General features: G+C 70.3%; 16 protein-coding genes and 1 pseudogene. 4 read left to right on the forward strand and 13 right to left on the reverse strand.

The features are described from left to right. Both VFZ70_17180 and VFZ70_17185 read right to left on the reverse strand, forming a co-directional pair. Window positions 1-691: hypothetical protein (locus tag VFZ70_17180; GenBank protein ID HEX6257546.1), on the reverse strand; the 691-nt coding region annotated here is incomplete at its 3' end. A 134-nt stretch (window positions 692-825) separates the two neighbouring features. Continuing rightward, entirely contained in the window at window positions 826-1,239 is a 414-nt protein-coding gene (locus VFZ70_17185; GenBank protein HEX6257547.1) for an SCP2 sterol-binding domain-containing protein, read from the reverse strand. A 97-nt stretch (window positions 1,240-1,336) separates the two neighbouring features. Here VFZ70_17185 and VFZ70_17190 point away from each other — a divergent pair, with 97 nt between their 5' ends. Together VFZ70_17190 and VFZ70_17195 are read left to right on the forward strand one after the other, a co-directional pair. After that, window positions 1,337-3,673 carry an NAD-dependent epimerase/dehydratase family protein gene (locus VFZ70_17190; GenBank protein HEX6257548.1) on the forward strand — a complete coding sequence of 779 codons (2,337 nt, stop codon included), beginning with the start codon at window positions 1,337-1,339 and terminating at the stop codon, window positions 3,671-3,673. Between the two features lie 60 nt (window positions 3,674-3,733). Next, window positions 3,734-4,711 (forward strand): NAD-dependent epimerase/dehydratase family protein, encoded by a 978-nt coding sequence (locus tag VFZ70_17195; protein HEX6257549.1) that lies wholly within the window; start codon window positions 3,734-3,736, stop codon window positions 4,709-4,711. Window positions 4,712-4,715: 4 nt separating this feature from the next. Here VFZ70_17195 and VFZ70_17200 read toward each other — a convergent pair whose 3' ends face one another. The 3 genes from VFZ70_17200 to groES form a co-directional block, all read right to left on the reverse strand. Further along, complete coding sequence (locus VFZ70_17200; GenBank protein HEX6257550.1) at window positions 4,716-5,948, reverse strand: PP2C family protein-serine/threonine phosphatase; 1,233 nt, start codon at window positions 5,946-5,948, stop codon at window positions 4,716-4,718. Window positions 5,949-6,198: 250 nt separating this feature from the next. After that, window positions 6,199-7,839: a chaperonin GroEL gene (gene groL / locus VFZ70_17205; GenBank protein ID HEX6257551.1), complete on the reverse strand. Its 1,641-nt coding sequence runs from the start codon at window positions 7,837-7,839 to the stop codon at window positions 6,199-6,201. A 53-nt stretch (window positions 7,840-7,892) separates the two neighbouring features. Further along, window positions 7,893-8,198 carry a co-chaperone GroES gene (groES, locus tag VFZ70_17210; GenBank protein ID HEX6257552.1) on the reverse strand — a complete coding sequence of 102 codons (306 nt, stop codon included), beginning with the start codon at window positions 8,196-8,198 and terminating at the stop codon, window positions 7,893-7,895. 395 nt (window positions 8,199-8,593) lie between these two features. Here groES and VFZ70_17215 point away from each other — a divergent pair, with 395 nt between their 5' ends. Continuing rightward, complete coding sequence (locus VFZ70_17215) at window positions 8,594-9,082, forward strand: transcriptional regulator (protein HEX6257553.1); 489 nt, start codon at window positions 8,594-8,596, stop codon at window positions 9,080-9,082. A 53-nt stretch (window positions 9,083-9,135) separates the two neighbouring features. Here the strand turns inward: VFZ70_17215 and VFZ70_17220 are convergent, their stop codons facing one another. The 8 genes and pseudogenes from VFZ70_17220 to VFZ70_17255 form a co-directional block, all read right to left on the reverse strand. After that, on the reverse strand, window positions 9,136-10,005 hold the full coding sequence (locus tag VFZ70_17220) for a GNAT family N-acetyltransferase (GenBank protein HEX6257554.1): 870 nt from the start codon (window positions 10,003-10,005) through the stop codon (window positions 9,136-9,138). Window positions 10,006-10,195: 190 nt separating this feature from the next. Beyond that, window positions 10,196-11,224 carry a tRNA (adenosine(37)-N6)-threonylcarbamoyltransferase complex transferase subunit TsaD gene (gene tsaD, locus VFZ70_17225; GenBank protein HEX6257555.1) on the reverse strand — a complete coding sequence of 343 codons (1,029 nt, stop codon included), beginning with the start codon at window positions 11,222-11,224 and terminating at the stop codon, window positions 10,196-10,198. Window positions 11,225-11,281: 57 nt separating this feature from the next. Continuing rightward, window positions 11,282-11,824: a ribosomal protein S18-alanine N-acetyltransferase gene (gene rimI, locus VFZ70_17230; protein ID HEX6257556.1), complete on the reverse strand. Its 543-nt coding sequence runs from the start codon at window positions 11,822-11,824 to the stop codon at window positions 11,282-11,284. Between the two features lie 32 nt (window positions 11,825-11,856). After that, window positions 11,857-12,585: a tRNA (adenosine(37)-N6)-threonylcarbamoyltransferase complex dimerization subunit type 1 TsaB gene (gene tsaB / locus VFZ70_17235; GenBank protein ID HEX6257557.1), complete on the reverse strand. Its 729-nt coding sequence runs from the start codon at window positions 12,583-12,585 to the stop codon at window positions 11,857-11,859. An 86-nt stretch (window positions 12,586-12,671) separates the two neighbouring features. Further along, window positions 12,672-13,277, reverse strand: coding sequence for a tRNA (adenosine(37)-N6)-threonylcarbamoyltransferase complex ATPase subunit type 1 TsaE (tsaE, locus tag VFZ70_17240; protein ID HEX6257558.1), 606 nt, complete (start codon window positions 13,275-13,277; stop codon window positions 12,672-12,674). Between the two features lie 141 nt (window positions 13,278-13,418). Beyond that, window positions 13,419-14,354 carry a P1 family peptidase gene (locus VFZ70_17245; protein ID HEX6257559.1) on the reverse strand — a complete coding sequence of 312 codons (936 nt, stop codon included), beginning with the start codon at window positions 14,352-14,354 and terminating at the stop codon, window positions 13,419-13,421. After that, on the reverse strand, window positions 14,355-15,263 hold the full coding sequence (locus VFZ70_17250) for an alpha/beta hydrolase (protein ID HEX6257560.1): 909 nt from the start codon (window positions 15,261-15,263) through the stop codon (window positions 14,355-14,357). 317 nt (window positions 15,264-15,580) lie between these two features. Continuing rightward, window positions 15,581-15,774, reverse strand: a pseudogene (locus VFZ70_17255) (ISNCY family transposase). A 543-nt stretch (window positions 15,775-16,317) separates the two neighbouring features. Here VFZ70_17255 and VFZ70_17260 point away from each other — a divergent pair. Continuing rightward, window positions 16,318-19,515: an efflux RND transporter permease subunit gene (locus VFZ70_17260; protein ID HEX6257561.1), complete on the forward strand. Its 3,198-nt coding sequence runs from the start codon at window positions 16,318-16,320 to the stop codon at window positions 19,513-19,515. Window position 19,516 lies beyond the last annotated feature (1 nt).

Here is a 19,516-nt window from a genome sequence, read left to right on the forward strand (position 1 = left end):
CGAGGAACGACGACAGCGCGCGGCTGGCCTGCGCGGCTGTCCCGACCATGTCGCGGGCGTAGACGACCTGCTCCTCGAACTGTTGACGCGCGTCGGCGACCGGCCCCACGAGGCCATCGCGCGGTGCGGCGTCGACCGTCGACACGGCGTCGGCGAGCTGCTGCTGGGCCGACGCTGCGACCGCGCCGAGATCGGCGATCTGCCGGACCGGGAACCGGCCGCCGGAGGGCACGTACGCCGCCAGCCCGCGAGGCTGGCTGTTGATCTCGGCGAGCACGTCCGATGCGGACGCCGCCACCAGATCCCCGGACACCGCCAACGCCTGGGTCGTCCGCAGGTTGGGGCCGATGAACGGGATGATCTTGAGCACGCCCACCGCAGGGTTGTCCAGACCGGCACGTCCTGCTGCGAACCGCTGCTGCGCGGCCACGAAGGACTCCTGCGCGGCGACGAGGTCGAAGCGCTCGAGCGCCTGCCGACCGTCGGCAGCATGTCGGCGGCCCTCGACGAGCTCGGTCCTCGCACCGGCCAGCGCCCACGCCGCAATGCCGAGCACCACGATGAACTCGACGATCACGACGAGGGCGAAGATGAGCACGGCGCGACCCACGCGCGGCTCACGGTGTCGTTGGGGGTGGTCGCGCCGATCGTCGGGGATGGTGGCGGTCAGCGCAGTGTCGTCACGTCGCATGTGTGGATCTTTCGTCGACCCGGCTGCGGCCGACACGACAGGTGCTCATGATGCCTCGCCGCGCCGATCCGCGTCGCGCGGGCTGCGCCACGACGAGGGCCGTGCTGCCCACCGGCGCCCTCCAGTGCGCCGCTTCACCGCACGGCATCCAGCCACACCGTGTCGACCCCGCGCAACGCGTCGACCAGGACGTCGACGTCGCCGCTCGAACCGACCAGTGCGGCCATGTCCCCGCCGACGCGCAGGCGTCGGAACAGGATCGCCGGGCCGATGTCCAGCCGCCCCTCGAGCAGTTGCCGCCAGTGATGGTAGTCGGTCTGCACCGTCACGCGTGGAGTGTGGATCACGTCGACCCGCTCCGCGCGAGCCTGGCCCTGCTCGACGCCCAGGACCATGGCATAGGTCTGGCGCTCCCGCAGCGGGCCGGCCGGGTCAATGACGAAGCGGTACCCGCCGCCGAGGTTGGCGGCCGCTTCTGTGGCGCGGGGGTGCATGGTCACCTGCCGGCAGAACGCGTGCATCCACTCGGCGCTGGGGAACAGGGGCACGCAGACCTCGCAGTGTCGACCTCGACGGATCACGCAAGCGTAGCGGCCCGGTACCCTTGCACCGCAATCTTGCGGGACCCGACGGCGGGAGCTCCAGATGGACGTGCATGGTCTTCGCGGCAGTCGTGTGGTCGTGCTCGGCGCGGCCGGCTTCCTGGGCTCACACCTGTGCGAGCGGTTGCTGACCCTCGGCGCACACGTCACTGCCATCGACAACTTCATCACCGGACGCAAGAGCAACCTCGACCACCTGATCGGTGGCGGGGCACTGCGGCTGGTGTACTACGACGTCACGGACTTCCTTCACGTGCCGGGCGACGTCGATGCGATCCTGCACTTCGCGTCGCCCGCGTCGCCGATCGACTACCTGCGGTGGCCGATCCAGACGCTGAAGGTCGGATCCCTGGGCACGCACAAGGCACTCGGGCTGGCGCGTGCGAAGGACGCACGTCTGCTGCTCGCCTCGACCTCCGAGGTGTACGGCGACCCGCGGGTCTCCCCCCAGCCCGAGGACTACTGGGGCAACGTCAACCCCATCGGCCCGCGCGGCGTGTACGACGAGGCGAAGCGGTTCGCCGAGGCGATGGCGCTGGCCTACCACCGCGAGCACGGCGTCAAGGTCCGCATCGCGAGGATCTTCAACTCGATCCTCGCCGACGAGCAGGTGCTCTACGACGACGGCACCGCTTTGCGACGTGAGCCGATCGGCGCCCTGGCCTCACGCGTTGGCGATCGTGTCGACCTCGTTGGGTATGCGGTGCCGGCGTTCGATGCTGACGGCACTGTGGCGGCCTCCGAAGCCATCGCGCTCGAGGGCCATCCGACCGGTGCGCGCTGCTACGAGGTCCGGACCCGCTACGGCCGCAGCATACGCGTGACCGGCGATCACAGCTTGTTCGCAGAGGGTTCTGACGGCCGCCCCGTCGCGCGCACGGTCGATGAGCTGCGGGTCGGTGACCACATCGCGATCGCCTCCCGGGTCGAGGTCCCCGCACGGGACCGCACCGGGGTCGACATGACCCAGATGTGGCGATCCGCTGGGCGCGATCCGTGGGATCTGATGGTTCGCGCGCCAGGAATCGGTGACGCGGTGTTCGCGCGCCGCCACGAGCTCGCGCCCGCACTGGTCAGTCGCGGACGACCGCGGCAGCAGTGCTGGAACACCGTCAACCGGTGGCGCAAGCAGGACGAGGCGCCGCTCGGTGCCCTGGAGCACCTGAGCATGCCGATTCCGGCGGACGCGTACGTCCGACTCGCCGGGGGCGGGACGCGTGCGCTGATGCCGTCGCGTGTCGCCGTCACCGATGAGTTCCTCTGGCTGCTCGGTCTGTACACGGCCGCAGGTGCCTTGTACCGCAAGCGCGGCAAGAATGCCTGCGTGACGATCCCCGGCAATGACGCCGACCTGCGCGGGCGCGCACGCAAGGTGTTTGAACGGGATCTGAACCTTCACGTCGTCGACGCCGTCGGCTCGGACGACCGACCTGCCGCCATCTTCGTCCACGCCGAGCTGCTGCTGTGTCTGCTCGAGCACCTGGACTTCCCTACCGACGACAAGGCGATGCCGGGCTGGATCCTCGGGCTACCGCTCGAGCGACTCGCCTGGTTCTTGGAGGGCTACCGCGAAGGCGACGGCGTCCACTCCGGATCCAAGATCCAGCAACAACGCCATGAGTTCTCGACGACATCCACCCGGCTGAAGGATGACCTGATCGTCGCGCTCGCAAGGTACGGCATCGTGCCGTCGGTGGGCCGGTTCGAGACCACGGCTCGCCAGCGCACCGGAGACCGCCGGTACCCGTTCTGGCGCCTGACCGTGTGCAACGTCGATCCGTGGAGTCCGTTGGGGTGGGCGGACGGTACCACGCAACGGCTGAACGCGCGCCGACACGGCGATCTGGTCTGGGCGCGCGTGACCGCCATCCAGGAGATCCCGGCAACCGACATCGTCTACGACTTCTGCGTTCCCGGACGCGAGAACTTCTGGGCCGGTTCCGGTGTCATGGCGCACAACACCTACGGCCCCAGGATGCGCGTCGAGGACGGTCGCGCCGTGCCGGCGTTCTTCGCCGCCGCGCTGCGCAACGAACCGCTGCCGGTGCACGGCGACGGTTCGCAGACGCGGTCGCTGTGCTACGTCGACGACGAGGTCGAGGGCCTGCTGCGGCTGCTGGTGTCCGACGAGGTCGGCCCCGTCAACATCGGCAACCCGGAGGAACACACGATCCTCGAGCTCGCCGAGATGATCCAGGACGTGGTGGGCAACCATCCGGGCATCGCGTTCCATCCGCGCCCGATCGACGATCCGACCGTGCGCCGCCCCGACATCGCGCTGGCGCGCAAGGTGCTCGACTGGGAACCGGCGATCTCGCTGCGCGACGGCCTGGAACGCACCCTGCCGTGGTTCGCTGAGAACGACGACCGGGCCTCGTGACCGCGCGCCGGACCAGCACCCGCGCCACGGCCGGCGTACCAGTGCGCGGCGGCGCCAGCCGTGACCACCTGGTTGGTCACGGGCGCCGCCGGGTTCATCGGGTACCACCTCACGTCCCGGCTGCTGACCGACGGGCAGTCGGTCGTGGGCATCGACGACCTCAGCCACACCTACGACCCGCTCCTGACGCACGATCGTCTCGCGCAGTTGATCGACGACCCAGCGTTCGTGTTCGCCAAGGCCGACATCGCTGACGAGGCGACGCTGACGCACATGTTCGAGCGCCACCGGCCCACCCACGTCGTCCATCTCGCGGCCCGTACGGGGGTCAGGGCGTCGCTGCGCGACCCCGTCGGCTACGCCGCCACGAACGTGGTCGGCTTCACCAACGTCATCGAGCACTGCCGCCGGCACGACGTACGTCATCTGGTGTACGCATCGTCGAGCTCGGTGTACGGCAGCTCGGCGCGCACCCCGTTCGACGAAGGCGACCCGGCAGCCCGTCCTGCCAGTGTGTATGCGGCGACCAAACGCGCCGAGGAGTTGCTGGCCCACGCGTACGGCGACGCGTACGGTCTGCGGACGACGGGGCTGCGCCTGTTCACCGTCTACGGGGCCTGGGGGCGTCCGGACATGGCGTACTACCGGTTCGCCGAAGCCATGCTCGACGGCCGCCCGCTGACCGTCCACGGCGCGGGCGACGCGCGCCGCGACTTCACGTACGTCGACGACGTCGTCGAGTCGATCGTACGGGTGGCGCGTGCAGCAGCGGCCACACAGGATGTGGATCGGGCCCCGGCGCGGGTGTTCAACGTCGGCCGTGGCCGACCGACGACGGTGTCACATCTGATCGACCTGCTGGAACGCATCACCGGACGGACCGCGATCCGACGGCACGGCGACGAGCAGGCCGGCGAGGTACGGGCGACGCACGCCGACGTCCAAGCACTGGCCCACCACGTCGGCTTCACCCCACAGGTGACGATGGAGCAGGGCCTCACGTCGTTCGTCGACTGGCTGCGCCGCTACCGACGCTGACCGGTCAGTCGCGGCCGAGCACCAGCACGGCGCAGTCATCGGTCGTGTCACCGCCGGTGAACGCCTGGACGCCCGCCCAGACGGCGTCCGCGACCTCCTGCGGCGTGCGGCCGACGGCGTCCCGCAGCAGGGCGGTCAGGCCGGTCACACCGAGCAGCGACCCGTCCTCGGCCGAGCGGGCCTCAGTGACGCCGTCCGTGTAGAGCACGACCCTGTCACCGGGTTCCAACTGCATCTGGTGGACGGCGAAGGTGCCCGTGCCGTCGATGCCGAGAGGCAGGTCGGCCGGCGCGTCGACGACCTCGGCCGACGTGCCGCGCAACAGGACCGGCGGCGGATGCCCGGCGAGCACGAACTCGGTCCTGGCGGTGTCGGGCTCGATCCGCAGGTAGATCAGGGTGACGAAGCTCTCGGCGTCGGACTGCCCGCCGACGATGGTGTTGAGCATCTGCGCCATGACGTGCGGCGCGGCGCCGGGCAGCGCCAGGGCGCGCAGCGAGTGCACCGCCATCGCAGCACGGCTGGCGGCCTGCATCCCCTTGCCGGACACGTCCCCGATCGCGACACCGAGGTCCCCGCGGTCCGTGCAGAACCAGTCGTACAGATCACCGCCGATGGCCACGTTCGCCGTGGCCGACCGGTACAGGTGGCCGACCGCGTACCCGTCGGGCAGCAGCACGTCGCCTGGTCGCAGGTCGTCGACCAGGGAGTCGACGATGCGTTGGTTGTCCTGTAGCAGCGCCACGTGGCGCACCGCCGACGCGTAGGCGCGTCCGAGGGCTGCGAGCAGCCGGGTGAACGCAGCGTCGATGGGCCGACGCGCCAGCACGCCCAGCAGCTCGGTGGCAGGTTCGGGCAGCGCCATGACGTACAGCGTCTGCTTCAGGCCGGGCACAGGTGCGTGGCTGACGGCGAGGCCGTCGGCGGGCCGCGGGACCGAGCGCGCGATCCGGTCCGCCGTGGACTCCGCGGGCCACGCGGCCAGCAGCTCGGTCAGCTCACCCGACAGACCAACGTTGTCGAGCAGCGCGAGCCCTTCGTCCCGCTCCAGTGGCGCCCACAGCATGGCCGCCTCCATGCCGAGGTCGTCGACGAGCCCTGACAGCAGCCGCTTGCGCATCGCACGCGGTGCACTCGCGTCGACGGTGTCGGCCACGAGCTCGACAGCGGCGACGAGCAGGTCATCGGGATTCGTCACCGATGCCTGTTGATCCGCGTGCGCGCCGTCGCCGGTCATCGCCGCGTCGTTGTCGATCGACCCGATGATGCGGCTCCTCGTGCAGGGCTACAGAACGCCGGCGGAGCGGGCACCGCCGTGCGCGCCATGGTAACTCAGACGGATGGCCGCCCGGAGCACCGGATCGGGCGAACCCAGGGGTCAGCTCCGTGGGCGCGCGCAGCGGTGGGAGCGGCCCCGCGCACGCAGCGGAACGGGCGGCCGATGCGGCCGCCCGTTCCGTGTTCGTGTGGTGCTGTGCGGGGCTGGACTAGAAGCCCATGCCTCCCATGTCGCCCATGCCGTGTTCGTGACCGCCACCGGCGGCGTCGTCCTTCGGCTCGGGCTTGTCGGCGATGATGGTCTCGGTGGTCAGCAGCAGACTGGCGATGCTCGCGGCGTTCTGCAGCGCCGACCGGGTGACCTTCGCCGGGTCGGGGACACCGAACCGCAGCATGTCACCGTACTCGCCGGTCAGGGCGTTGAGGCCCTCTCCAGGGTTCAGGCCGCGGACCTTCTCGACCACGACGCTGCCCTCGTAGCCGGCGTTCGCGGCGATCCAGTACAGCGGGGACGACAGCGACTTGCGCACGATGTCGGCGCCGGTCCGCTGGTCGCCCTCGAGGTCGAGCTTCTCGAGCGCGCTCCCGGCCTGCAGCAGGGACACGCCACCGCCGGCGACGATGCCCTCCTCGACCGCGGCCCGCGTCGCGGACAGCGCGTCCTCGATGCGGTGCTTCTTCTCCTTGAGCTCGACCTCGGTCGCAGCGCCGACCTTGACGACCGCGACGCCGCCGGAAAGCTTCGCGAGGCGCTCCTGGAGCTTCTCGCGGTCCCAGTCCGAGTCGGTGTTCTCGATCTCGTTCTTGATCTGGCGGATGCGGCCCTGGATGTCGTCGTCGGCACCGGAGCCCTCGACGATGGTCGTGTTGTCCTTGGTGATGGTCACCTTGCGGGCACGACCCAGCAGGTCCAGCGTGACACCGTCCAGCTTCAGGCCGACGTCCTCGGAGATGACCTGGCCACCGGTCAGGATCGCGATGTCCTGCAGCATGGCCTTGCGGCGGTCACCGAACCCGGGCGCCTTGACCGCAGCGGACTGGAACGTCCCGCGGATCTTGTTGACGACCAGCGTCGCCAGGGCCTCGCCCTCGAGGTCCTCGGCCACGATGATCAGCGGGCGGCCGGCCTGCATGACCTTCTCGAGCACGGGCAGCAGGTCCGCCACCGCGCTGATCTTCTGGTTGGCGATCAGGATGTAGGGGTCCTCGAAGACCGCCTCCATCCGCTCGGTGTCGGTCACCATGTACGGCGAGATGTAGCCCTTGTCGAACTGCATGCCCTCGACGAAGTCGAGCTCGAGTCCGAAGGTCTGGCTCTCCTCGACGGTGATCACGCCGTCCTTGCCGACCTTGTCCATCGCCTCGGCGATGACCCGTCCGATGTCGGCGTCGTTGTTGGCCGAGATCGACGCGACGTGCGCGATCTCGTCCTGCGTCTCGATGTCACGCGCGTTCTGCGCGATGGCCTCGACGACGCGCTCGACAGCCTGGTCGATGCCCCGCTTGAGCAGCATCGGGTTCGCGCCGGCCGCCACGTTGCGCAGCCCCTCGCGGACCATCGCCTGGGCCAGCACCGTCGCGGTCGTGGTGCCGTCACCGGCGACGTCGTTGGTCTTGGTCGCGACCTCCTTCGCCAGCTGGGCGCCCATGTTCTCGTAGGCGTCCTCCAGCTCGATGTCGCGAGCGACCGTCACGCCGTCCTTGGTGATGGTGGGGGAGCCCCACTTCTTCTCCAGGACCACGTTGCGGCCCTTGGGCCCGAGGGTGACCTTGACCGCGTCGGCCAGCTTGTTGACGCCGGTCTCGAGCTTGCGACGGGCGTCCTCGTGGAACTTCAGTTGCTTTGCCATGTGTGATGTGCCTCCTGGCGCGCTTGGGTGGTGCGTGCGTGTGGTAGGCGCTGCTACTCGACCTTGGCGAGGATGTCGCGGGCCGACAGGATCAGGTACTCCTCGCCACCGATCTTGATCTCGGTGCCGCCGTACTTGGAGTACACGACGGTGTCGCCCTCCTTGATGTCCAGTGCGATGCGCTCGCCCTGGTCGGAGATGCGGCCGGGGCCCACGGCGATGACCGTGCCCTGCTGCGGCTTCTCCTTGGCGGTGTCCGGGATCACCAGACCGCTGGCGGTGGTCTGCTCGGCCTCGTTGGCCGTAACGACCACGCGGTCCTCCAGTGGCTTGAGCGCAACCTTTGTTGCGGTCGCCATGCGTCCTCCTTGTGCTTCTGCGAGCTGGCGCGACACCAGCCACGAACGTCGGTGTGGTTGGACGTGCAGCCGAGTGGCTGCTGCCGGGATGTGCTGGCACTCGAATGAGGTGAGTGCCAAACAGAACGTTAGCAACATCCCGCGCCGAGTGCAAGTCTCCCCGACCCCCGTGGGCCTAAACCTGCGCGCACCACGCTCAACTTCGTATCAGGCGCCGCACCGCGACTACACGGCGTACACCAGTGCCTCCTCCGAGAGTACATGGGGCACACGTCTTCACTATCCGTAAGGACGTGTTATCCTTCGGCACTACAGGACCGGGCGGCCTGAAGTGCCCGCCGCGCGGCCATATCACGGTTGTCGTCGGGGGGCTGACGCGCCCGAGGAGGACACGGTTGGTAACCAACGAATACCAGAAGCGCCTCGGAGCGCGCCTGCGGGCGATCCGTCAGCAGCAGGGGCTGACCCTGCAGCAGGTCGAGGAGATGTCGGAGGGCCGCTGGAAGGCCGTGGTCGTCGGCTCCTACGAGCGCGGTGACCGGGCGGTGTCAGTCGCGAAGCTCGCGGAGCTGAGCGACTTCTACAACGTGCCGGTGTCCGAGCTGCTGCCGAAGGAGGAGCTGGCCGGTGCCGGCAACGGCTCGGCGAGCGCCAAGGTCATGCTGGACCTGCGCCAGCTCGCCAGCGATGCACTCGATCCCGACCTCAAGCCAGTCTCCCGGTTCGCCCACACCATCCAGATGCAACGCGGCGACTACAACGGCAACGTGCTGACAATCCGTGGCGAGGACCTGCGCGCGCTCTCGGTCATCTATGGCACCGAGCCCGACGAGCTCGTCGAGCGCCTCGAGGATGAGGGCCTGATCCACCAGCCCAGGCAGTAGCGACCGCCGCGGCCCGCGGAGACCGGTACGGTCCGTCGTCGTGCGGGTCACGCCTACCGGAGCGCCAGCAGCCACCGTCGGCGCTGGACGAACCCGGCCGCCTCGTACGCGCGGATCGCGGCGACGTTGTCGGCCCGCACGTGCAGCGTCACGCACGGCATGCCCGACTCGAGCAACTGCGCGGTCAGTGCGGCGATCCCCCGCCGCGCGAGGCCCTGGCCGCGCCATCGCCGGTCGACGTAGACACCGGCGAGCTGCGCACCACGACGGCGGCTCTCGATCGACACGTCGAACTTGGCGACCACGCCGCCGTCGGACTCCAGCACCCAGCTCGATCCGCGGCGCACGCTGCCGGCGACGCGCTGACGCACAGACGACCGCCCGCCGCGCGACAGCGGCGGACCCATCTGGTCCTCCACGTGCAGACCGGCCGCGAACTCCGTCAGCACGTCGACATCATCGGCGGCCGCGCGCCGCAGCACCGTGTCACCGGTCGGCAGCGCCGACGGGCGGTCGGCGACCATGAGGCGCTGCTCACGCGCGTAGGGACGCCGACGGAACATGCCCGACGCGGCTCCGTCCACGATCGCGTCGCCGATCGTCAGATCGCCGACGAGCACCCGCCACCCGGATCCCCGGACCGCGGAGGCCAGCGGTGTCGCCGCCTCGGGCAGGCCGCCCGGAACCACCAGGCCGCCGGCGCCGATGTGGCACACGCCCCGCGGATCGTCCGGGGAGGGCCACACGGTCATGGAGTGGTGCTCGCCACGATCGAGCGCCTCGAGCAGGAACTGGTGCGCGTACGTACCCTCGGCGGTGTCCGACGTGCGGCCGAAGTCGGTCTCGAGGCACACGGTCAGACGCGCGACACCGTCGCGGGGCAACCGCACCGCCTGCCCGCCCGGTGAGGCAGCCAGCGTCATGATGTGTGCCTACCGCTGACGCTCCTTGAGGCACGGGACGTGCGCCTACCGCTGACGCTCCTTGAGGCGCGGGACGTGCGCCTACCGCTGGGCGTGCCGAAGGCGCACGACACTGCGCGATGGCGAGGGTTGATGGCCCAGTCCGTGGTGGGTCGGTCGAAGATCCGGGCACACGCCGCGGACCGGGCCATCATCTCGAGCCCCAGCCCTGCAGCGACAGGCTCGGATCGGCGGCGAGATCGAGTGGTGACCGCTCCCCCTTGCAGAGTCGGTTCCATCCGGCGGCGGCGATCATCGCTCCATTATCGGTGCACAGCGACGGCGACGGGGCGAGGAACCGAAGATCTGCCGCCGCGCACGCCTCAGCCATCCGCTCGCGCAGTCGCGAGTTCGCCGCGACGCCGCCGGCAAGCAGGACCTGGCCCACGTCATGGTCCGTTGCGGCCGCGACGGTCTTGCGCACCGCGACGTCGACCAGCGCCTCCTGGAAGGACGCGGCGATGTCCGCCAGCGGCAGCTCCTCACCGGCCGCCTGGCGCCGCCGGAGCTCGCGGATGACCGCGGTCTTCAGCCCCGACATCGAGAAGTCGTACGTCCCGTCGTGCAGCAGCGCGCGGGGGAACCCGATGGCGTCCGGATCGCCGTCCTGCGCCAGCCGGTCGATCTCGGGACCGCCGGGATACGGCAGGCCGATGAACCGCGCGATCTTGTCGAACGCCTCGCCGGCCGCGTCATCCAGCGTGGCGCCCAGCGTCGTCAGACCGCCGTCGGCGTCCCCGAGGACCAGGCTCGTGTGGCCGCCACTCATGATGAGCGCGACCAGCGGAGGCTCGAGCAGCCCGAACTCGAGCTGCGCCGCACACACGTGACCCTCCAGGTGGTTGACGCCGATCAGCGGTGTGTCGTAGGCCAGCGCCAGTGCCTTGGCCGCCGCGACCCCGACCAGTAGCGAGCCGATCAGACCGGGCCCCGCTGTGACCGCGATGCCCTCGATGTCGCGGTAGGTGGCACCGCCCTCGACCAGCGCCCGGTCCAGGGTCGGCAGCAGCAGGTCGACGTGCGCACGCGCCGCGATCTCGGGCACGACGCCGCCGAACGGTCGGTGCCGTTCGATCTGCGACCCGATGACGTTGGCACGCACGGTCACGCCGTCGGCGACGAGCGCGGCCGCGGTCTCGTCACATGATGTCTCGATGCCCAGGACCAACACGTCAGTCACGCACCTCACACGCTCGGTCCGTTTCCCGCGGCCGGGGACCGCCGCAGGCGGAAACCATCATGCACCTCCGACGTGGTGATCTCGCGGCCGGGCACCCCGGTCGGCCCGGGCGCGCAGCAACCGGCCGAAGTCAGCACCGCCGACGTCGTGCGCCCACATGATCAGCGCGTCGTCGCGACCGTCGTAGTACCGGGGCCGGATGCCTACCGGGCGGAAGCCGAACGACGCGTACAACGCGCGCGCGGCGGCGTTGTCCGTGCGCACCTCCAGCGTCGCGGACGCGGCTCCACGGGCGCGGGCCTCGCGCAGCAGCTCGACCAGCAACCTGCTGCCGATACCGCGGCGACGCGCCCACCCGTCCACCGTCAGCGTGGTGATGTGGGCCTCGTCGACCTGCAACTGCATGCCGCCGTAGCCGACCACGACCGGCCTGCGCAGCGCGGGCTGCACCGCTGCCAGGTAGCAGCGCGACGCGTGCTCGGCCAGCTCACGCTCGAAGATCGCACGCGACCACGCCGTCGTCGCGGTGCGCTCCTCGATCTCGAGCACCTGCTCGAGGTGTGCTGCCACCAGCGGCACGATCACCACCGCCCCGCTCACACGGCCGGCCACCGACCTGACCGAGGCGGCCGTCACGTTGACGGCCCCGGACGACCACCGAACAGTGCCCCGCGGTTCTGCCACGAGATGCGCGCGTCGGCCTTGCGCACGTAGATCGGCCGCAGGTCGTCGGGCTGTTGCGTCTCCTCGCGGAGGAACCGGGGCAGCGCCAGCTCGACCAGCGCCGATGCGGACGGGTGCGCGCTGCCGTGGGAGGCGACCGCCGCGCCGACCGATTCGAGCAGCGACGCCTCGGCGACCGCACCGTCCCCGACGCACAGGACGTCCTCACGCACCGCCTCGATCTCACCCGCCAGCTTGCCCGCGGGCCCGACCCGCAGGTCGGTCACACGCTGGACACCGCCCGCCGACGGTCGGTAGAACGCCCAGAACAGCTCCGACCGGCGGGCGTCGATCACCGCGCAGATCAGCCGGTCGGGGTGCACCCAGCGGACGGGGAACGCCAGCAGGTCCAGCGCGTTGAGGCCGACGACCGGCAGGTGCCGCGCGTGGGCGATGGTCTGTGCGGTCGCGATGCCCACGCGCATCCCCGTGAACAGGCCGGGCCCCAACCCGACTGCGATGCCCGCGACGCTCGACAGGCTCACATCGCCCTGCTGCAGACAGAACGCGATCGCCGGCGTCAGGAACTCTGCGTGCGCGCGGCCGCGCCCGAGCGTGGCGGACGCGAGCAGCCCGCGCTCGGTGCCCAGACAGACGCTGGACCGCATGGTCGACGTCTCGATGCCGAGGATCAGCACGCCGGCCCCCGCGGTGGGCGCACGCCGGCAGGTGGAGGTCGACCGGGAAGGTCGCGGCACGTGGACCGCCGCCGTCGTGCACCCATCTACAGCTCCAAGCCGTCGAGCTGGACGGGTCCACCGTCGTCCCGCCACGGCCCGCAGTCGACCGCGACGCTGACGATCCGGCGCTTCCAGTCGGGACCGCGGGGGCGCAGCACGACCGTGCGCACCTCGTCGCCGTCGTCGTCGGCCATCGGCAGGTCGGCGGACGCCGTCGCGCGGAACTCTGCGTGGCCTGGTTCCGCAGGCGACGGGAGGACCGGCTCCGCCGGGCAGGAGAACTCGACCTCGAGGTGGTCCGCCGGCAACAGCGGCTGCATCGCGTCACCCCACTCGATGAAGGTCACGCAGCGATGGATGTCGTCGAGTCCGAGCTCCGCCGCCTCACGCAGCGTGTCGAGCCGGTAGACGTCGAGATGGACGATCGGCACGCGACCGTCGTACTCGCGGCGCAGCAGGAACGTAGGACTCGTCACACGCTCGGTCACGCCGAGCGCCGCGGCGGCCCCTTGGACGAAGCACGTCTTGCCCGCGCCCAGCTCACCGGTGAGCGACACGACGTCGCCGGCGCGCAGAGCGCCGGCGACGGTCGCCGCGAGCTTGCGTGTGTCGTCGGCGCCGCGCGTAGCCAGCACCAGCTCTCGCTTCACGCCACCTCCGACGGCGGACGGGCCGGTTCGATGCCAGTGATTGTATTCCGACCACCAGCCTGCCAGAACGCCATCTCGTGCACCGTCGGCGGCCGGGGCGTGGTCGCCACGTGGGGCCCGACGCGACGCACCGCTGCCACGTCAGCCGGCCCGCGGGTCCGCTGGGAACCCGGGCATGCCCTCGGCGTGACGCACAGCTGAACGGATGGCGGCGGCCACGGCGCGTGCGGCCAGCTCGGCGACCAGGTCGACGCTGGCGTCGATGCGCTGCGCCGAGAGCAGGAACAGGGCATCGCCGTCCAGGCTCGTGTGGGCGGGGCTGACGGCGCGCGCGATGCCGCTGTGAGCCAGATCCGCCGCACGGACGGCGTCCGGCTTGCTCAGGCGGGCGTCGGTGACCAGGCAACCGATGACGGTGTGCTCGAGTGGAGCATCGGCGGGGGACGGGCCGGTGATCGGTGCCAGTGGGTAGCGCGGCGTGGCCGCGTCGGCACGCGAGCCGGCGAGCACGCCACCATGTTCGTCGATCACGTCGCCCAGAGCGTTGACGGCCATCAGGGCGCCCACGGTGATGCCACCACCGCGTTCGACCGCCCAGCCCTGCCCACCTTTCGAGCCCCACTCCAGCCCGCCGGTCTTGCCGACCGTGCACCCGGTGCCGACGCCGACCGATCCCTGGGGCGGGTCGTCGGCGGTCGCGGCCTCGCACGCCGCCCGGCCCGCTGACGGGCCCGGGCGCGGGACGCCGGACGATCGCAGGTCGAACACGATCGCCGCCGCGACGATCGGGATCACCGCCACCGTCTTGTCGTAGCCGATGCCGTGCTCGACGCACCAGTCGACGACCCCGTCGGCGGTCGCCAGGCCGAACGCGCTGCCGCCCGACAGCACGATCGCGTGGCACTCGCGCACGTTGCCCGTCGGGCCGAGCGCCGCCGCCTCGCGCGTGCCGGGTGCGCCACCGCGCACCGCGATGGCACCCTGCGCGCCGGGTGGCGCGAGCACCACCGTGCAGCCGGTGTGGTTGGCGTGGTCGGTCCAGCAGCCGACCCTGGTGCCGTCGACCCCGAGCGCCACTCAGGCGTCTCCCAGGTCCGCGGTCGCGAACCGGCGCAGCTGGTGGGCGACGGCACGAGCACCGCGGTCATCGAGCATGATCGTGTAGTGGTTGGTGTCCGGCACGCGGATCACCTCCAGCGGTCCCCGCGCGGTCTGCAGCTCGGCGGCCTGCTCGTCGGTGATCAGCGGTGTGGCGCCGTTGAGCATGCCCCGCTCGGCCACCAGCAGCACGGCCGGCATCTCCAGTGCGCTGACCACGTCATGCAGGTCGGCGTTGGTGAGCGAGTCGCGGCCGTCCTCGCGCACACGGTCCGCCGACACCTTCGACCGCAGGTCGCCCGGCTGTCCGCGCAGGTCATGATCTGCGTACGCGTCGATGCGGGCCGGATCCACCCGGCTGTCGCGGAACGCGGGGTGCTCGCGCCAGAAGCGCCGGTACTCGTCGCGGGAGTCGAAGCGCTGCTGCAACCGTTCCAGGGCAGGGCCGATGGCACGGGACAGCACGGCGTCGACGTCGACGTCGGGTGGGACAGGTCCGGCCAGCGGCGGGCCGCCGTCGACCATGACGACGGCGCGGGCGCGGTCGGGCGACGCCGCGGCGAGCGCGGCGGCGACCATCGCACCCATGGAGTGGCCGGTGACCACCGCCTCGTCGACATCGATGTGATCGAGCACGGCGAGCAGATCGCTGGCGTGGCGCCGCATGCTCGACGAGCCGGACACGTCGGCGCTGTCACCACGCCCGCGCAGGTCGGGGACCACGAGCGTGAGGTCGTCGGCGACCAGTTCTCCGACGACGTCCCACGCGGTGTGCGACGAGGTGATGCCGTGCGCGGCGATCGCGACGGGGCCGTCACCACCCCATCGCCAGACCGCCAGACCGCCTCCCTCGACCGGGACCTCGAACCGTTCTGCGCCGTCCGTCACCGACTCACCTCTCGTTACCGCGCGCCACGCGCCCGTGGCACGTGTCTGACCATACGCATGCATCTGTTCCCATGCGCGCCCGCAGTGAACGGCGGCCCATTGCATCGCCTGTCGCCGTACCCCGACGGCCGACCACGCTCGGTCGTTCGCGACGACTCGCATCCACTCGCTCATTGCTGACACCAGATAGCGATGATCATCGCTGGGCGGCAACAACGAACACGACCCAGCGACCCTATTGGACGGGTGCAGATCCGCTGAAGTGGCGTCGGGGTCGGTCGGCGTCCCGGGTCATGGGTGGGGGCCGCGCGCTGATGTAGGACCTTCGCGGCGGCTGCCTTGGCCAACAGCGCCTCCTTGAGCCCGTCCACCGCGTCGGGGCCGCAGCGGGTGGTGACCTTCATCAACGTCGTTTGATGCGGACCGGCGAGCCCAGCGGGATCCGCGCGAACCGCTGCCAGCTGATCGCGTCGGTCACGTCCCGGCACAGCGGCTCGTACCCCCGCCGGTAGCCGCCACCTCGTCATGGACCGCATGGACACCACCGGCGCACGCAGGAGCTGCACGGCGCCGAAGCCGTCCTCAAACTCCGCGCCTACACGCCAACGGCGACCTCGTCGACTACTGGCGCTACCACCTCACCCAGAAACGAAGAAATTGCCAACACCACTACACCAACCACCACATCCCCCAAGCTGCCTGATGTCCCTCCAGAAGAGCCGCACCGATATTGGACACGCACCTCTTCGGCTTGCACGTACGGCAACCAGTGAAGAAACAGTGAAGCTCCGCGGGTCTCGCGATTTTCTGCTTGCATCTCAGTCTGTGTGATGATTGAGTTGATCTAGCTCTGACGGAGCGAAACGCATGCGGATGTGGGACCGCGGCGTGTGCGGAATCGCTGCATCAGTTGCATTGCTTGGCGCTGTCTGTGGGGGTGCCCCGATGCGTTGTCGTCCGCGCGCATGCGGCGATGACCATCGAGGCGTGCGCTCAGGACTGCGCGTCGTGCCTACCGCGTTGCACGCGGACGACCAACGGAGGTTGCACATCCATGATTCGCGCGATCGTCGGTTGGAGCATGAAGTTCCGCGGTCTCGTCATCGCGGTCGCAGCAGGTGTGATGATCCTGGGCGTCGCGCTGCTGTCGTCGACGGCGGTCGACACGTTGCCGGAGTTCACCCGGCCGACCGTCGAAGTCCAGGCGGAGGCCCTGGGGCTGTCCGCCGAGGAGGTCGAGCAGCTCATCACCGTGCCGCTCGAGCAGGACCTGCTGAACGGCGTGGCGTTCCTGGAGGAGATCGAGTCCGCCTCGCTGCCAGGCCTGTCGTCGGTCGTCATGACGTTCGAGGAGGGCACCGACATCCTCGATGCCCGGCAGGTCGTCGCCGAACGCCTGACGCAGGCGGTCGGCGTCGCCGGCCTGCCGGAGGTGTCGAAGCCACCGGCGATGCTGCAACCGCTGTCGTCGAGCAGCCGCGTGGCCATGGTGCGGCTCACCTCGGAGCAGCAATCGCCGATCGAGATGTCGGTGCTCGCCCGCTGGGTGATCGCGCCGCGCCTGCTCGGCGTCGAGGGCGTCGCGAACGTGGCGATCTGGGGCTTCCGCGACCGGCAGCTGCAGGTGCTCGTCGACCCGCAGGACCTGCGCGCCGCCGACGTCTCGCTCAACCAGGTGGTCCGTACGACCGGCAACGCCCTCGAGGTGTCCCCGCTGAGCTTCCTCGAGGCGTCGTCGCCGGGCACCGGCGGATGGATCGACACGGTCAACCAGCGCCTGCACATCTTCCACGAGCAGGCCATCACCACGCCCGAGGAGCTCGGCCAGGTCCCACTCGAGGGACCCGGGGGTGGGGCCTTCCGCGTTGATGGCCAGTCGGTCACCCTCGACGAGGTCGCTGACGTCGCCGAAGACCACCAACCACTGATCGGCGACGCCTACTGCAGTGCCCCGAACGACGACTGCCTGCTGCTCGTGGTCGAGAAGTTCCCGGCCGCGAACACCCCCGAGGTGGCGCGCGGGGTCGACGAGGCCCTCGAGGTGATGCAGCCGGGACTGGGCGGCATCACGGTCGACACGTCGACCTACCGGCCAGCCGAATACATCAGCAGCGCCTTCGCCGGACTCGGTCGCGCCGCGGTGATCGGTGCGGTCCTGTTCCTCGCGGTGCTGATCGGGTTTTTCGCGTACTGGCGCACTGCGGTCATCGCGGCCGTCACCGTGCCGCTGGCGCTGGTCGCGGCGGCGCTGGTGCTCAACCTGCGCGGCGCGACTGTGAACCTGATGGTGATCGCCGGGCTGACTCTGGGACTGGTGGTGATCATCGACGACGCGGTCGCCGACGTCAGCGGTGTGGCACAGAGCCTGCGACGCAGACGGCAGAACGGATCCGGTGCGCCGGCGTGGCGCACGATCCTCGACGCGACCCTTCAGCTGCGCACGCCGCTGCTGTACGCGACGGTGATCGCCCTTGCCGCGGTGGTGCCCATGCTGTTCACCGATGGCCTGGCAGGGGCCTTCATCCCGTCGATGCTGACGTCGTACGTCCTGGCCGTCGTCACGTCGCTCGTGGTGGCGCTGACGGTCGCACCGGCACTCAGCCTGCTGCTGCTGCGCAACGCGCCACTCGAGCGCCACGAATCCCCCCTCACGCGCTGGCTGGGCAGTGGCTACGACCGGGTGTCGGGACGCGCTGTCGGCAGCCTCGGCCCGGCCCTGGCGGCGCTCGCGGTGATCGTCGTCGCCGGCCTCGTCGCGATCCCATTGCTTGACCTGTCGCTGCGGCCGTCCCTGCGTGAGCGTGACGTGCTGGTCGAGGTCGAGACGGATCCCGGTACGTCCCTGCAAACCATGGACGGGGTCATGGCCGAGGCCGTCAGCGCGGTCGGGTCCCTGCCCGGTGTCCGTGATGTGGGCGCCCATGTGGGACGCGCGATCACGTCGGACCAGATCGTCAACGTCAACTCCGGCGAGATCTGGGTCACCGTCGACGGATCGGCCGACTACGAGGGCACGCTCGCGGCGATCGACGAGGCGATGAGCGGCTTCGACGAGATCGCCCATGACGTGACGACGTACTCGGCGCAGCGCGTCACGGAGGTCCTCGGGCGGCGCGACGCGGACAGCCTGGTCGTGCGCGTCTACGGCGAGGATCCGGCCGTCCTCGCCGGCGCGGCGGAACAGGTCCGCACAGGCATGGCCGGCATCGACGGCGTGGTCGAGCCCACGATCGAGGCGCCGCCCGTCGAGCCGACGATCGAGGTCGAGGTGGACCTGGCTGCGGCGGAGGCGAATGACATCAAGCCCGGCGACGTGCGTCGCGCGGCGGCGATCCTGTTGTCCGGGATCACCGCCGGCAACCTCTTCGAGGAGCAGAAGGTCTTCGACGTCGTCGTGTGGGGGGCGCCGGACATCCGCGAGAACGAGGAGGACATCGCCAACCTGCTGATCGACAACCCCGCGGGCGGTCAGGTGCGGCTCGGCGACGTCGCTGACGTGCGGGTCGTCGACAACCCTGCCGTGATCCGGCACCACTCGGTCATGAGCTATGTCGATGTCGTGGCCGACGTCGACGGACGTGATCTCGCCGACGTCGCATCCGACGCAGATGCGGCGATCGAGGGGGTCGTCTTCCCACTCGAGTACCACGCCGAGGTCCTGGGCGGGTACGCCGAGCAGAGCACGACGCGGACGACCGTGCTCACCGTGGCAGGCGCGGCCGCGATCGTGATCTTCCTGCTGCTGCAGGCGGCCTTCGGCAGCTGGCGCCTGGCCGTGCTCGCCTTCCTGCTGCTTCCGACGGCGCTGTCCGGCGGCCTGGTCGCCGCACTGCTGACCGACGGTGCGATCACGCTGGGCACGGTCGGCGGTCTGATCGCCGTGCTCGCGATCACGGCACGCGCGCTGATCGTGCTCGTGCGGCACGCCCAGCACCTCCAGCGCGCCGAGGAGTACGCGTTCGGTCCAGATGTGGTCGTCCGCGCGACGCGTGACCGGCTGGGCACCATCGTCATGGCCGGGCTGGCCACCATCGCCGTGTTCCTGCCGTTCGCCGCGCTTGGTGGCGCGGTCGGGTTCGAGATCATCGGACCGATGGCCGTGGCCGTCATCGGCGGCCTGATCACGTCCACCGTCGTCGTCCTGCTGGTCGCCCCCGCGCTGTACCTGCGCTTCGGACATGTGCGCGAACCTGACACGACCGGCGAGGACCTCGCGTACCGGGTCACCGAGGATCTCGAGCAGGTGATGTGAC

It is taken from the genome of Euzebyales bacterium (genome assembly GCA_036374135.1).
In the GTDB taxonomy this organism is placed as follows: Bacteria; Actinomycetota; Nitriliruptoria; order Euzebyales; family JAHELV01; genus JAHELV01.

Bases quoted from the DNA above. Each gene is read 5' to 3' on its own strand.
- VFZ70_17190 (HEX6257548.1), top strand. From the start codon at position 1,337: ATGGACGTGCATGGTCTTCGCGGCAGTCGTGTGGTCGTGCTCGGCGCG.
- VFZ70_17200 (HEX6257550.1), bottom strand. From the start codon at position 5,948: ATGACCGGCGACGGCGCGCACGCGGATCAACAGGCATCGGTGACGAAT.
- groL (HEX6257551.1), bottom strand. From the start codon at position 7,839: ATGGCAAAGCAACTGAAGTTCCACGAGGACGCCCGTCGCAAGCTCGAG.
- groES (HEX6257552.1), bottom strand. From the start codon at position 8,198: ATGGCGACCGCAACAAAGGTTGCGCTCAAGCCACTGGAGGACCGCGTG.
- VFZ70_17220 (HEX6257554.1), bottom strand. From the start codon at position 10,005: ATGACGCTGGCTGCCTCACCGGGCGGGCAGGCGGTGCGGTTGCCCCGC.
- VFZ70_17260 (HEX6257561.1), top strand. From the start codon at position 16,318: ATGATTCGCGCGATCGTCGGTTGGAGCATGAAGTTCCGCGGTCTCGTC.